Annotated in this window: 11 protein-coding genes; 3 read left to right on the top strand and 8 right to left on the bottom strand. The window is 70.0% G+C overall.

Features of this window, described 5'->3' with window-relative positions; translation table 11 throughout:
- The first annotated feature begins 224 nt into the window (after window positions 1-224).
- Together OIC96_RS34545 and OIC96_RS34540 are read left to right on the top strand one after the other, a co-directional pair.
- A complete protein-coding gene (locus OIC96_RS34545; protein WP_330304086.1) occupies window positions 225-890 on the top strand; it encodes a DUF3105 domain-containing protein in 666 nt (221 codons plus the stop codon).
- Window positions 887-1513 (top strand): DUF305 domain-containing protein, encoded by a 627-nt coding sequence (locus tag OIC96_RS34540; RefSeq protein ID WP_330304087.1) that lies wholly within the window; start codon window positions 887-889, stop codon window positions 1511-1513. Before OIC96_RS34545 ends, OIC96_RS34540 begins: the two co-directional genes overlap by 4 nt.
- Before the next feature lie 160 nt (window positions 1514-1673).
- Here OIC96_RS34540 and OIC96_RS34535 read toward each other — a convergent pair whose 3' ends face one another.
- The gene (locus tag OIC96_RS34535) at window positions 1674-2309 is read right to left on the bottom strand and encodes a hypothetical protein (RefSeq protein WP_330304088.1); all 636 of its coding nucleotides are present in this window, start codon (window positions 2307-2309) and stop codon (window positions 1674-1676) included.
- Window positions 2306-2824: a SigE family RNA polymerase sigma factor gene (locus tag OIC96_RS34530; protein WP_330304089.1), complete on the bottom strand. Its 519-nt coding sequence runs from the start codon at window positions 2822-2824 to the stop codon at window positions 2306-2308. The genes OIC96_RS34535 and OIC96_RS34530 overlap by 4 nt, the downstream gene beginning before the upstream one ends.
- 326 nt (window positions 2825-3150) lie before the next feature.
- On the opposite strand from OIC96_RS34530, the gene OIC96_RS34525 reads away from it, so the two are divergent.
- Window positions 3151-5052, top strand: coding sequence for a S53 family peptidase (locus OIC96_RS34525; protein WP_330304090.1), 1902 nt, complete (start codon window positions 3151-3153; stop codon window positions 5050-5052).
- Window positions 5053-5353: 301 nt separating this feature from the next.
- Here the strand turns inward: OIC96_RS34525 and OIC96_RS34520 are convergent, their stop codons facing one another.
- From OIC96_RS34520 to OIC96_RS34495, 6 genes are all read right to left on the bottom strand, one after another.
- Entirely contained in the window at window positions 5354-7108 is a 1755-nt protein-coding gene (locus OIC96_RS34520; RefSeq protein WP_330304091.1) for an NAD+ synthase, read from the bottom strand.
- Window positions 7109-7205: 97 nt separating this feature from the next.
- Window positions 7206-8828, bottom strand: a complete 1623-nt coding sequence (locus tag OIC96_RS34515; protein ID WP_330310066.1) for a multicopper oxidase family protein — start codon at window positions 8826-8828, stop codon at window positions 7206-7208.
- A 145-nt stretch (window positions 8829-8973) separates the two neighbouring features.
- Window positions 8974-9372: a DUF6153 family protein gene (locus OIC96_RS34510; protein ID WP_330304092.1), complete on the bottom strand. Its 399-nt coding sequence runs from the start codon at window positions 9370-9372 to the stop codon at window positions 8974-8976.
- A gap of 350 nt (window positions 9373-9722) precedes the next feature.
- Window positions 9723-10946, bottom strand: a complete 1224-nt coding sequence (locus OIC96_RS34505; RefSeq protein WP_330304093.1) for an MFS transporter — start codon at window positions 10944-10946, stop codon at window positions 9723-9725.
- A 149-nt stretch (window positions 10947-11095) separates the two neighbouring features.
- On the bottom strand, window positions 11096-12133 hold the full coding sequence (locus OIC96_RS34500; protein WP_330304094.1) for an endonuclease/exonuclease/phosphatase family protein: 1038 nt from the start codon (window positions 12131-12133) through the stop codon (window positions 11096-11098).
- A 261-nt stretch (window positions 12134-12394) separates the two neighbouring features.
- The gene (locus OIC96_RS34495; protein WP_330304095.1) at window positions 12395-13036 is read right to left on the bottom strand and encodes a TetR/AcrR family transcriptional regulator; all 642 of its coding nucleotides are present in this window, start codon (window positions 13034-13036) and stop codon (window positions 12395-12397) included.
- Between the last annotated feature and the right edge of the window lie 105 nt (window positions 13037-13141).

Raw genomic sequence — 13141 nt, 5'->3', positions numbered from 1 at the left:
ACCAGCAGCGTAAATAATGCGCATCTGTGATTCAAATTACCTGCACAGGATTGTCGCGCGCTTCCCAGCGGCAGCCCAGGGGCTGCCCCTGAACCGCAGGCTCCCCCGCGCCGCACCACGCGCCTCGGACATTCCGGCGCCCACCCTGCATACCCCGCCCCCGTTCACACTACGATCAGTTCACCCGTCCGTCCCGTCCGCCCCACCCCCATAAAGGACTCGCCATGGGTTCCGCGAAGAACAAGACCAGCAACGCCTCACGCAAGGCGCGCATAGAAGAGCTGCGCCGCGCCGAGCAGGCCCGTGAGCGCCGTAACCGGATTCTCGCGATCACCGCCAGTGTGGTCGTCGTCGCCGGTCTCGTCGCCGGCGGCGTCGTCCTCGTCAAGTCGCAGTCCGACAAGAACGACACGGCGAGCGACTCGAAGGCGTCGGGGCACTTCGTCACGGGCTCGGACGGCGTGAAGACCTGGAAGGGCACGCTGTCGCGCAACCACGTCACCAAGACGGTGAAGTACCCGATGGAGCCCCCGGTCGGCGGTGACCACAACCAGGTGTGGATGAACTGCAACGGCGACGTCTACGCCAAGGCGGTCAACAACATGAACGCCGTGCACTCGCTGGAGCACGGCGCGGTCTGGGTGACGTACAACAGCAAGGCCTCGGACGCCGACGTGAAGGCGCTCGCGGCGAAGGTCAAGAAGACCCCGTACACGCTGATGAGCCCCGTCGAGGACCAGAAGGACCCGATCATGCTCAGCGCCTGGGGCAAGCAGCGCACGGTGACGAGCGCGACCGACCCGAACGTGGACAAGTTCTTCGCGTCGTACGTCCAGGGCAAGCAGACGCCCGAGCCGGGCGCCGCCTGCACCAACGGTCTGTCCCAGTGAGGCATGTCGGGTGGATCGCGGGGGCCTCGGCGGCCGTGCTCGTCGCGGCCGGGGCGATCACCTACGCGGTCGCCGAGGACGGCGGCGGTTCGGACACCACGACACCGTCCGCCGACTCCGCCGACGCGGGCTTCGCACGGGACATGGCGGTCCACCACCAGCAGGCCGTGGAGATGTCGTACCTCGTGCGCGACCGCACCAAGGACGTGGAGGTACGGCGTCTCGCGTACGACATCGCGCAGACGCAGGCCAACCAGCGCGGCATGCTGCTCGGCTGGCTCGACCTGTGGGATCTGCCGAAGGTGTCCTCGGACGCGCCGATGACCTGGATGGGCATGGGCGACATGGCCTCCGGCAAGGACGGCGCGCTGATGCCGGGTATGGCGACGAACACCGAGATGAAGAAGCTCAACACGCTGAGCGGCAAGCAGGCCGAGATCTTCTACCTCCAGCTGATGACCGACCATCACAAGGGCGGCATCCACATGGCCGAGGGCTGCGTCGAGAAGTGCGAGGTCGGCGTCGAGAAGAAGCTCGCGCAGGGCATGGTCGACGCGCAGCAGTCGGAGATCAAGCTGATGGCCGACATGCTCAAGGAGCGGGGCGCGAAGGCGCGCGACTAGGGCCTGCCGCAGCGAGACGGTGGAGCGAGGCGAGGCAGTGAGTGGGACGGGTCCGGGGCGGTGCCCCGGACCCGTCCGCCCCCTCCGCCGCCTGATGGTCAATGGCGATCCAGCCGCCCGATGGTCAACCGTGATCCGGCGCGATCCGGCCGCCTGAACGTCAACTACGCCAGTCGGTACCGCACTTCAGCGCGACATCCGTCGGCACCAGGCGCTCCACCGAACCCGGGCGGCCGTGGGTGACGGCGAGCTGGGCCTTGTCCAGGTAGCCGATGAAGAGCTGGGTGTGGGCGGGCATGGCCGCGGGGTCGTAGATGAAGACGACGGTGTCGTCGTCCCGCCGCTCCCGCTTCACGACGTCGTCGACGCCGGCTCCCGAGCCGTGTTCGTCGACCTGGGTGTGGTCGTCCGGCCCCTTGCAGAACACCCCGGTCTTCACCAGGACGGGGAACCCCGCGTCGCGCAGCGCCTTCTGCAGCCCCGCCGGGTCCTTGAAGTACTGCTCCTTGGTCCAGGTCACCGCGACCGTGCCGTCCGTCCGCTTGGCGACGGTGAACGCGGCGGGCTCCGCGCCCCCGGCCGGCGGCGCGGTCGAGGGGTGGCCGATGCCCGGTACGCCGAGCGCGAGCCCCGCGATCGCGGTGACACCCACGGCCGCCACGGCCACGCGCCTGCGCCGCCGCCGGACCGCGCGCCCCCCGGCCACGATCCGCTCGACCGGCACCGCCATGGTGACGTCGTCGAGCGATCCCTTCAGTGCGTCCAGTACGTCCATGTCGTCGTCGATTCCGTTCACGATCCTGCCTCCGGGATGTTGAGGGTGACGAGGTGGCCGCGCAGTGTCGCGACGGCCCGCGCGAGGTGGGCGGTGACGGTTCCCGGGGCGATCCCGAGCGTCTTCGCCGTGGTCGCGGTGTCGAGGTCGAGGAAGACCCGCAGGGCGATCACCTCCCGCTGCCGACGCGGCAGTCGGCGCAGTACGGCCAGCAGCGCGGGGTCGAGTCCGGACCCTCCGGACTCCGCGCACTCCGCGGGGTCCGCGGACCCGGCGTCCCGGCCGTCGTGGTCGCCGAGCGCGACCTCGTACCGACGCCGACGCCACCACGAGATACGGGTGTTGAGCGCCGTCCGTACGATCCAGGCGCGCGGGGCGGGATGGCGTCGCACCCTGGGCCAGGTCGCCCAGGCCCGGGCGAACGCCTCGGCCACGAGATCCTCCGCCAGCTGCCGGTCGCCCACCGCGGCGAGGACCGCCCGCAGGCAGACGTCCCGGCCGCACCGGTAGAACTCTTCGAACTCCAGCTGCTTCACACCCCCTATACGCCGTGGGGTCGCGATGCGCTTACAGACCAGAGGCGTCCCTTGACAGGTGGATAGGGATAACCCTCGACCCGGTCCCGGGATCCCTTCCATACCACCCCAAATGACCGTCAAACACCGGCACTTGAGGTTTCCTTGACCTTTTCCATCCCCTGGCATGAACGGTTCATCGCCAGAGTGACCCCCAGCGTGATCGATCCCCTGTGTCCTCATCCGGCACACGGACCCGCAGATCACGGTCGACCACATATGCGACGAACCACATCGCAGGGGGTTTTATGAGATCCAATCGCGCCACTGCGCGCGCCGGGGTGAGCATGGCAGCGACACTGCCGCTGCTTGCCGGCGCGCTGGCGCTCGGCATACCCGCGGCCCATGCCGCGGACGGCCCGAGCCGGGACACCCTCGCGGGAACCAAGCCCGCGTGGGCGACGGCCAAGGCTGACAAGGGAGCCACGTCCGACAGCTCCCAGGTCTCCGCCCGGGTCTACCTCGCCGGCCGGAACGCCTCCGGTCTGGCCGCGTACGCCAAGGCCGTGTCCGACCCGAACTCGGCGTCGTACGGGAAGTACTTGAGCGCCAAGAAGACGCAGCAGCGCTTCGGCGCCACGAAGGCCCAGGTCGCCGCGGTGACCTCGTGGCTGAAGTCGGCGGGCCTGAAGGTCACCGGCACCACGCAGCACTACGTCTCCGTCACCGGTGACGTCGCCGCCGCCGAGAAGGCGTTCGGCACCCAGCTGCACAACTACGCCAAGGGCAACAAGACCTACCGGGCGCCGTCGAAGACGGCCTCCGCGCCGGCCGCCCTGAACGGCGCCGTCCTGACCGTCACCGGCCTGGACAGCGCCCCGCACAAGGCGACGCACAGCGACACCCTGCCGGGTCCGGACACGGTGTTCAAGAACTCCGGGCCGTTCTCGTCGTACTACGGCTCGAACACCGCGAGCACCCTGCCGGACGCGTACGGCTCGAAGATCCCGTACGCCGTCAAGGGTTACACGGGCAAGCAGCTGCGCGCCGCGTACGGTGCGGGCACGCGTACCGGCAAGAACGTCCGCGTCGCCATCACCGACGCGTACGCCTCGCCGACCATCGCCTTCGACGCGCAGACCTACGCGGGCAAGCACGGTGACGCGGCCTACAGCAGCAGCCAGCTGAGCCAGGTGCTGCCGAAGAAGTACACGAAGACCGAGGAGTGCGGAGCGGCCGGCTGGTACGGCGAGGAGACCCTCGACGTCGAGGCCGTGCACGCGGTCGCGCCGGGCGCGAGCATCACGTACGTGGGTGCCGCCTCCTGCTACGACGACGATCTGCTCGACTCGCTCAACAAGATCGTCGACGGGCACCTGGCCGACATCGTCTCCAACTCGTGGGGCGACATCGAGGCCAACCAGACCCCGGACCTCGCGGCCGCCTACGACCAGGTCTTCCAGTTCGGCGCGGTCGAGGGCATCGGCTTCTACTTCTCCTCCGGTGACAACGGCGACGAGGTCGCCAACACCGGTACGAAGCAGGTCGACACCCCGGCCAACTCGGCGTGGGTGACGGCGGTCGGCGGTACCTCGCTGGCGGTCGGCAAGGGCGACAAGTACCTGTTCGAGACGGGCTGGGGCACCGAGAAGGCTTCGCTGTCCGCCGACGGCCAGAGCTGGACCAACTTCCCCGGCGCGTACACCTCGGGTGCGGGTGGCGGCACGAGCAAGACCGTGGCGGAGCCCTTCTACCAGAAGGGTGTCGTCCCGAACGCGCTCGCCACGGCGAACAGCGCCACCGGTAACCGGGTCGTCCCGGACATCTCGGCCATCGCCGACCCCAACACCGGTTTCAAGGTCGGCCAGACGCAGACCTTCCCGGACGGGTCGGAGCAGTACAGCGAGTACCGGATCGGTGGCACCTCGCTCGCCGCGCCGGTGATCGCGGCCGTTCAGGCGCTCGCCCAGGAGGCGCGTGGCGGTAAGGCGATCGGCTTCGCCAACCCCGCCATCTACGCCAAGTACGGCTCGAAGGCGTACCACGACGTCACGGACAACCCCACGGGGTCCGGGCTCGCCGTGGCGCGTGTCGACTTCGCGAACGGTTACGACGCCACGGACGGGCTGCTCACTTCCGTCCGCAGCCTCGGCAAGGACAGCTCCCTGCAGGCCGTGAAGGGCTACGACGACGTCACCGGCGTGGGTTCCCCCGCCCCGGGCTACGTCGAATCATTCAGCCGCCGCTGACGCCCCATCACGATGGGTACGCCCGCTCCCCCTTTGCTGGTTGGGGGGGGCGGGCGTAGGTGTTTCTCGCCCCCGCCGCCCCTACCCGTCCCATCCCGTTCCTGGGGGCTGCGCCCCCAGACCCCCCTAAAAGATTGCGCAGTTCCCCGCGCCCCTTAAAGGGTGGTTCGCCGACTGCGGGCCGGTGGGGGCCGTTCGCGCAGTTCCCCGCGCCCCTTTTAGGGGCGCGGGGAACTGCGCAATCTTTTAGCCGCGCCCCCACCCACCCGCCGCCGACACACAACCCCACGGCGAGGTCCAGCTACGCGTGCTCGCGCCAGCGGTTGGTGATGGGGAGGCGGCGGTCCTTGCCGAAGCCCTTGGCGGAGATCTTGGTGCCCGGCGGGTACTGGCGCCGCTTGTACTCCGCCGTGTCGACCATGCGGAGGGTCTTCACGACCAGATCGCGGTCGAACCCGGCCGCGACGATCGCGTCGGCACCCTGATCCCGGTCGACATACAGCTCCAGAATCCCGTCCAGCACCGGATAGTCCGGCAACGAGTCCGTGTCGACCTGGTCGGGACGAAGCTCCGCACTCGGCGGCTTGACGATGGAGTTCTCAGGAATCGGCGGGGTCTGGCCACGTTCCGCCGCCGCCCGGTTCCGCCACTCCGCCAACCGGAAGATCGACGTCTTGTACACGTCCTTGATGGGCCCGTACGCCCCCACCGAGTCGCCGTACAGCGTCGAATACCCCACCGCCAGCTCCGACTTGTTGCCGGGTGCGAGGACGATATGGCCCTCCTGGTTGGAGATCGCCATCAGCATCGTGCCGCGCAGACGGGACTGGAGGTTCTCCTCGGCCAGCCCCGTCAGCCCCAGGGACGACATATACGCATCGAACATCGGCTCGATCGGCACGGTCCGGAAGTTCAGCCCGGTCCGCCGCGCCAGCTCCGCCGCGTCACCCTTCGAGTGGTCGGAGGAGTACTTCGAGGGCATCGACACGCCGTACACGTTCTGCGCGCCCAGCGCATCGCACGCGAGGGCCGCCACCAGCGCCGAGTCGATACCACCCGACAGCCCGATGAGCACGGAACGGAAACCATTCTTCGCCGCGTACGCCCGCAGCCCGACCACCAACGCGGAGTAGACCTCCTCATCGTCGTCGAGCCGCTCCGCGTACCCCCCGGCCAGCTCCGCCTCGTACGCGGGCAACGGCTCCTCGGACAGCACGAGCCGCTCGATGCGCAGCCCGTCGTCCACCACACCCGTCACCGGGTCGGCGGCCGCCGCCGGAAGGTCCAGGTCCAGTACGACGCATCCCTCCGCGAACTGCGGCGCCCGCGCGACGACTTCACCGTCCCGGTCGACGACGATCGAGTCCCCGTCGAAGACGAGCTCGTCCTGCCCGCCGATCATGGCGAGGTACGCGGTGGTGCAGCCCGCCTCCTGGGCCCGCTTGCGGACCAGCTCCAGGCGCGTGTCGTCCTTGTCGCGCTCGTACGGGGAGGCGTTGATGGAAAGCAGCAGGCCGGCCCCTGCGGAACGGGCGGCCGGTACGCGCCCGCCGTCCTGCCAGAGGTCCTCGCAGATGGCGAGAGCCACGTCGATGCCGTGCACGCGCAGGACCGGCATGGTGTCGCCGGGCACGAAGTAGCGGAACTCGTCGAACACGCCGTAGTTCGGGAGGTGGTGCTTGGCGAACGTCAGCACCACCTGGCCCCGGTGCAGCACGGCGGCGGCGTTCTGCGGGGCGCCGGCCGGCTGCCCGTACTTCGGCTGCGCCGTCTCGGACCGGTCGAGGTAGCCGACGATCACCGGCAGCTCCCCGAAACCCTCGTCGGCGAGCCTGGCCGCCAGCGAGCGCAGCCCGGCGCGGGAGGCCTCGACGAAGGACGGCCGCAGGGCGAGGTCCTCGACGGGATACCCGGTCAGCACCATCTCGGGGAACGCCACCAGATGCGCTCCCTGCTCGGCGGAGTGCCGGGTCCAACGGACGATCGCCTCGGCGTTGCCGGCGAGATCGCCGACGGTCGAGTCGATCTGATTCAGGGCGAGGCGTAGTTGAGGCACGGGCCCAGTGTAATCGTCAGAGCGACACAATGGGGTGTGGGGCGCCCCACGTGGAGACGCCCCCGCCCTCAGGGCTCAGCGGCCCGGGTTCGGCGACTCAGCTGCGATAGCCGAGCACGGTCATCATCCCCGCCTCCGAGTGGTAGACGTTGTGGCAGTGGATCATCCAGAGCCCTGGATTGTCGGCGTCGAAGTCCACCGTCAGCGTCCCGTTCGGCAGCACGATCGCGGTGTCCTTGCGGGGTCCGCCCGCCACGCTCGCCAGGCCGAAGGTGTGCCCGTGCAGGTGGACGGGATGCCACATGCTCGTGGAATTGGAGAACACGAGCCGCACCCGCTCCCCGGCCCGGACCGGATGCCGCTGGTCCGCGCTGTACGGCTTCTTGTCGAAGGCCCAGTCGTACTTCTCCATCCCACCCGTGAGCTGGAGCTTCACCGTGCGGTCCGGCTCCTTCTCCGGCAGCGCCACGGACGCGTCGGCCCGCAGCTTGTCCGCCGTCAGCAGCCTCCCGTCGAGCTCCTTCGGCCGTACGGACGCGGTGGGCGCCGAGCCGCCGCCCGTCCTCAGCAACGCCTGCGCCGACGCCTTCTTGCCCTCGGCCAGCGCGGTCAGCGGGAAGACGCCGTCCTTGACGGTGACGAGGACGTCGTACCGCTCGCCCATGCCGAGCAGCAGCGCGTCCGTCGTCGCGTGCCGCACCGGGAAGCCGTCCGTGTGCGTCACCGTCATCTCGTGGCCGCCGAGGGCCACGCGGAAGGCGGTGTCACCCCCCGCGTTGATGATCCGGATCCGGACGCGGTCACCGGGGCGCGCCCGGAAGACCGAAGGCGCCTTCGCCGTACGCCCGTTGACCAGGTAGTACGGGTACGCGACATCGCCCGCGTCGCCGCCCAGCAGATCGCTCTCGGCGCCCATCAGCATGCGGGACGGACCGGATGAGGACGGGGATGAGGACGAGGGCGAGGACGAAGGCGACTCCCCCGCCCTCATCGACATGTTGGACATGTCGTGCCCGGAGTGGCCCATGTCCATGCTCATGTCCATGCCCATGCCGCCGCTCAGTTCCTTGAGCACGGCGTCCGGCGTGGACCCGTCCACTCCGTCGACCCAGTCGTCGAGGACGACCACCCACTCCTTGTCGTACGACAGGGGTTCCTTGGGGTCCTCCACGATGAGCGGCGCATACAGACCGCGGTCCTGCTGCGTACCCGAGTGCGGATGGAACCAGTACGTCCCCGCGTGCGGCACCGTGAAGCGGTAGGTGAAGTCCGCGCCCGGCTTGACGGCCCGCTGGGTGAGGCCGGGCACGCCGTCCATGTCGTTGCGCAGGGCGATCCCGTGCCAGTGCAGGGACGTGGCCTCCGGGAGATGGTTGGCGAGCGTCAGGGCGAGGGTGTCCCCGGCGGTGACGCGGACCGCCTCGCCGGGCAGGTCGCCGCCGTACGTCCAGGACTTGACCGTACGACCGCCGAGGTCGAGGGAGGTCGCGGCCGCGGTGAGCTTCACCTTGCGTACAGGGCCGGAGCCGCGCTTCTTCTCGGCGGCGGCGACTTCCTGGCCCGCCGGGTCGACGTACCCCTTCGGAGCGGTGCCGGAGCCGCTCGCGGTTCCTCCGTGGCCCGGGTGGCCGGAGCCCGAGCCCGAGCAGGCGGACAGCATCCCCGTCCCGGCGACGGCGGCCGTGGCGGCCAGGAGGGTGCGGCGCGTGGGAGTGCGCATGGCTGTGGTGGTGCGCATGACTGAGTAACACCTCGTCGTGGTGATGTTGCGTGCGGATGGGCGCGTCCGCTGCTTCTGGTACACCGCTCGACGCCCGGAGGTTCCCACCCCCGAACGGGCAGCACGAAGCAGCCGGTGCGCCGATCTAGATGCGCAGCACCGACAGACGAGAGAGAAGGGTTCTCGGTGGGGGTGGGTTGGGCCACAGGGCGCGCAGGAGTCGCGCGAGTGGGGGGTGTGCGGTGCCGCTCGTCCAGGGGTGGCCCACTGCCAGGGCGAGGAGCAGGGCGAGGGTGAAGCCGCCGAGTACCGCGAGGCAGACGGAGAGTGGGTCCATGTCCATGTCGGTGCCGGTGCCGGTGGCTGTGGCGGTCGTCAGGAGCGGCTCGGCGGCGTGCTCATGGGGCGACATGGTGGACGAGGGGTGTCCGGGGCCGTGAAGTGAGGTGTGGGCGGACGGGTGGCCCAGTGTGTGCATGGTCACGATGCCGAGGAGCAGCGCGGCGAACAGCAGCAGCTGTGGCGTCCGGCTCCTCGTCGTCATGTTCCGCACCTTACCCCCACCCGGTATCTGGCGGGGTGTCTCGCCCCCGCCGCCCCTACCCGTCCCATCCCGTTCCTGGGGGCTGCGCCCCCAGACCCCCCTGGGTTGTATGTCGTCTGCGGGCTGGTGGGGGCTGGTCGCGCAGTTCCCCGCGCCCCTGAAGGCGCGGGGCTTCGCCCCGCGATCCCCCGCCCGCCCCGGGGTCTTTTAGGGGAGGGCGGGAACTGCGCAATCTTTTGGGCCGGCCCCCACCCACCCGCAGCCAAAGAACCGGCCCACGGGGTCTGGGGCGGAGCCCCAGAAGGATGGGACGGGTAGGGGCGGCGGGGGCGAAAACCCGTGCCGGAGGCTCAGTGGTGGGCGGGCTCCGCGTGTGGGGGAACGTGGGTGGCGACGAGGCGACCCGGAGTTCCCGCGGGAGCGACCGCGCGGCGGCGGTCGACGGTGTGGGCGAGTGCGGCCACCGCGAGGCCGAGCACGGCGAGGGCCGCTCCGGCCACCGCCGGCGACGTGGCACCGAAGCCCGCGGCCAGCGCAAGCCCCCCGATCCAGGCACCACCCGCGTTCGCGAGGTTGAACGCGGCCTGGTTGGCGGAGGAGGCGAGGGACGGTGCGGCGGAGGCCTTCTCCATGACCATGAGCTGGAGGGGCGAGCCGGTGATGAAGGCGGCCACTCCGAGGAGGGTGACCGCGACGGCCGCGCTCCACTGGGCGGTCATGAGGACCGGGAAGAGGGCGAGGACCGCGACCAGGGACACCAGCCCGCCGAAGAGGGTCCCGCGCAGGGAGTGGTCGGCGAGCCGGCCGCCCACGAGGTTGCCCGCGGTCGCGCCGACACCGAAGAGGGCCAGCAGCAGGGTCACGCTGCCCTCGGCGTACCCGGCCGAGTCCGTGAGCATCGGCGTGATGTAGCTGTACGCGGAGAAGAGCGCGCCGAAGCCCGCGACGGTGGTCCCCAGGGCCAGCCAGACGGGGAGGGAGCGCAGGGCGGCCAGTTCGCCGCGCAGACCGCCGGCCGGGGCGTGCGTGTGGTCGTGCGGGATCAGGAGCGCGAGCGAGGCTATCGCGGCCACGCCGATCACGCTCACGCCGAGGAAGGTCGCCCGCCAGCCCAGGTGCTGGCCCATGAGCGTGGCGACCGGCACACCCGCGATGTTCGCGACGGTCAGGCCGAGGAACATCAGCGAGACGGAGCGGGCCTTGCGTTCGGGGGCGACCAGGCTGGTGGCGACGACGGCGCCCACGCCGAAGAAGGCGCCGTGCGGGAGGCCGCTGAGGAAGCGTGCGGCCAGGAGCCAGTGGTAGTCGGGGGCGAAGGCGGAGAGCGCGTTGCCCGCCACGAAGAGGCCCATCAGGGCGATCAGGACCTTGCGGCGGGACATCCGGGCCGTGGCGGCGGCGAGCAGCGGGGCGCCGATCACCACGCCCAGGGCGTAGGCCGAGACCAGGTGCCCGGCGGTGGGGATCGAGACGCGCAGGTCGTCCGCGACGTCGGGCAGCAGGCCCATCATCACGAACTCGGTGGTACCGATGCCGAAGGCGCCCACGGCGAGGGCGAGCAGGGCCAGGGGCATGAGGGGCCTTTCAGGGAAGCGGAGGGGCGCGCGGAGCTATGTGTACGGGGACGTACGCGCGCGGGAGCGCGGTCCGTGCACACCGCTGTGCACGGACCGCGTAAGTTCAGCTGTGGAACAAACTCTCTCAGGCCCAGTATTCCAGGGGGTTAAGACGCGGTTGCGTCCACCTTGACGCGGGCGACGATCGGGAGGTGATCGCTGCCGGTCTCGGGCAGGGTCCAGGAGGTCACCGGCTCGATGCCCTTGACCATGATCTGGTCGATGCGGGCCATCGGGAACGACGCCGGCCAGCTGAACCCGAAGCCGCTGCCCGCCGCGCCCTGCGTGGAGCGCATCTGCGCGGTGACGGCGTTCAGCGCGCGGTCGTTCATCGTGCCGTTGAGGTCGCCGAGCAGGACGACCCGCTTGATCGACTCGTCGGCGATCGCCTCGCCCAGCGCGTCGGCGCTCTTGTCGCGCTGGCGTGCGGTGAACCCGGCCTCCAGCTTCACCCGCACCGAGGGCAGGTGGGCGACGAAGAAGGCGACCTGCCCGTTCGGCGTCGTCACCGTCGCCCGCATCGCGCGCGTCCAGCCCAGCTTGATGTCCACGGGCTGGGCACCGGTCATCGGGTACTTGCTCCACAGCCCGACGGTGCCCTGCACCGAGTGGTACTTGTACGTCGACGCGAGCGCCTTCTCGTACACCGGGACCGCCGTGGCCGTCAGCTCCTCCAGGGCCAGTACGTCGGCGCCGGACGCGGCCACGTCGCGGGCGGTGCCGGACGGGTCCGGGTTGTCGGCGTTGACGTTGTGCGTGGCGACGGTGAGGTCGCCGCCGCCGGCGGTCTTGTCGGTGAGCAGTCCGCCGAAGAGGTTCAGCCAGACGATCGCGGGCAGCAGCACGGCGATCAGGGCGGTGGCGGACTTCCGCACGAAGGCGAGGATCAGCAGGACCGGGATGATGAGGCCCAGCCACGGCAGGAACGTCTCGGTCAGGCTGCCGAGGTTGCCGATGGTGTTCGGGATCTGCGCGTGCAGCAGCATCACCAGGGCGAGGATCACCGCGAGCGCGCCGAGGATCAGACCGCGCCGCCAGATGCCGCGGTCGCCGCGCCAGCCGTCGAGCAGGCGCCGAAGCCGGGAACCTCTGCGTTCCGGCCCCTGGCCGTCGCTGCCCGTCTCCGTCATATACGCCTGCGCCATACCGTCGCCTCACAAACTGCCGTGCGCACCGTCTGCCCCTCGGCTACGACCCTAGGGGATGATCGGTGTCGTTCTCGCCGTCCCATGACGGCCGTACGGGCAAGGGGACGTCCAACTTCGCGTTCGGAGTTCCGAATACGGGGCTGGAGCGCGCCCTCTGTGACGAAACGCGCACATTCGACCCGTCAGGAACAAGGCGAACCAAGGCTTTGCCGTGTGCTGTCCATCGCATTGCCGCTGGGCCGTGCGCGGTTCCGTCCGTCACCGGCCGGACGGGCGCAATCCCTCCAGCAGCGTGTCGACGATCCGTTCCGCGAGATCCTCGGGGAGTTCGGTCTCCGGGCGCAGTACGGAGCGTACGAGTATGGGGCCGACGAACATGTCGTTGAGCAGCTCGATGTCGACGTCGTCCCGGAGTTCGCCGTTCTGCTGGCCGCGACGCAGGACTTCGTAGCCCTGAAGACGCCTCGGGGCTATGACGGTCGCGTCGTACGCGGCCCACAGCTTGGGGCTGCTCTTCATCTGGGCGTACACGTTGTGCAGGATCGCCGACGAGCGGTTGAGCAGGCCGCGTTGGCGCAGCGACTCCAGGAGGACGATCAGGTCGCCGCGCATCGAGACGCCGGGGAGTTCCGGGTCCGGGGGCTCGGCGGCGCGCAGCACGTCGACGAAGAGCTCCTCCTTGCCGCTCCAACGGCGGTAGATGGTCGCCTTGCCGACGCCCGCCGTGCGCGCGATGCGCTCGATGGAGAGCTCCCCGAGCGTCACGCCGTCCTCCAGGAGCTTCATCACGCCTTCGATGATGGCGCGCTCCACAGCCTCGCTGCGGGGGCGCCCCCTGGCGGGGCCCTCGTCCCTGGCTCGGCTGTGCGCGAGGCTCACTTCGGACTCCGTTTCCTTCATTGGCCTCCGTCGACCTGTGTTGACCGAACGGTGGACCTGGGTTGACCTGCGTTCATTCTCCCCGGTGTACGGGCGGGTGGGCACCCGGTGCCGGGTGCCCACAGC

Origin of the sequence: Streptomyces sp. NBC_00775 (assembly GCF_036347135.1) — a bacterium.
GTDB classification, from domain to species: Bacteria; Actinomycetota; Actinomycetes; order Streptomycetales; family Streptomycetaceae; genus Streptomyces; species Streptomyces lutosisoli.
This window is presented reverse-complemented; position numbering and strand designations above follow the sequence as displayed.

What these genes read in the sequence shown, in the direction of transcription:
- OIC96_RS34545 (WP_330304086.1), top strand. Translation starts at nt 225, where the DNA reads ATGGGTTCCGCGAAGAACAAGACCAGCAACGCCTCACGCAAGGCGCGC.
- OIC96_RS34525 (WP_330304090.1), top strand. Translation starts at nt 3,151, where the DNA reads ATGGCAGCGACACTGCCGCTGCTTGCCGGCGCGCTGGCGCTCGGCATA.
- OIC96_RS34515 (WP_330310066.1), bottom strand. Translation starts at nt 8,828, where the DNA reads ATGCGCACTCCCACGCGCCGCACCCTCCTGGCCGCCACGGCCGCCGTC.
- OIC96_RS34510 (WP_330304092.1), bottom strand. Translation starts at nt 9,372, where the DNA reads ATGACGACGAGGAGCCGGACGCCACAGCTGCTGCTGTTCGCCGCGCTG.
- OIC96_RS34505 (WP_330304093.1), bottom strand. Translation starts at nt 10,946, where the DNA reads ATGCCCCTGGCCCTGCTCGCCCTCGCCGTGGGCGCCTTCGGCATCGGT.
- OIC96_RS34500 (WP_330304094.1), bottom strand. Translation starts at nt 12,133, where the DNA reads ATGGCGCAGGCGTATATGACGGAGACGGGCAGCGACGGCCAGGGGCCG.
- OIC96_RS34495 (WP_330304095.1), bottom strand. Translation starts at nt 13,036, where the DNA reads ATGAAGGAAACGGAGTCCGAAGTGAGCCTCGCGCACAGCCGAGCCAGG.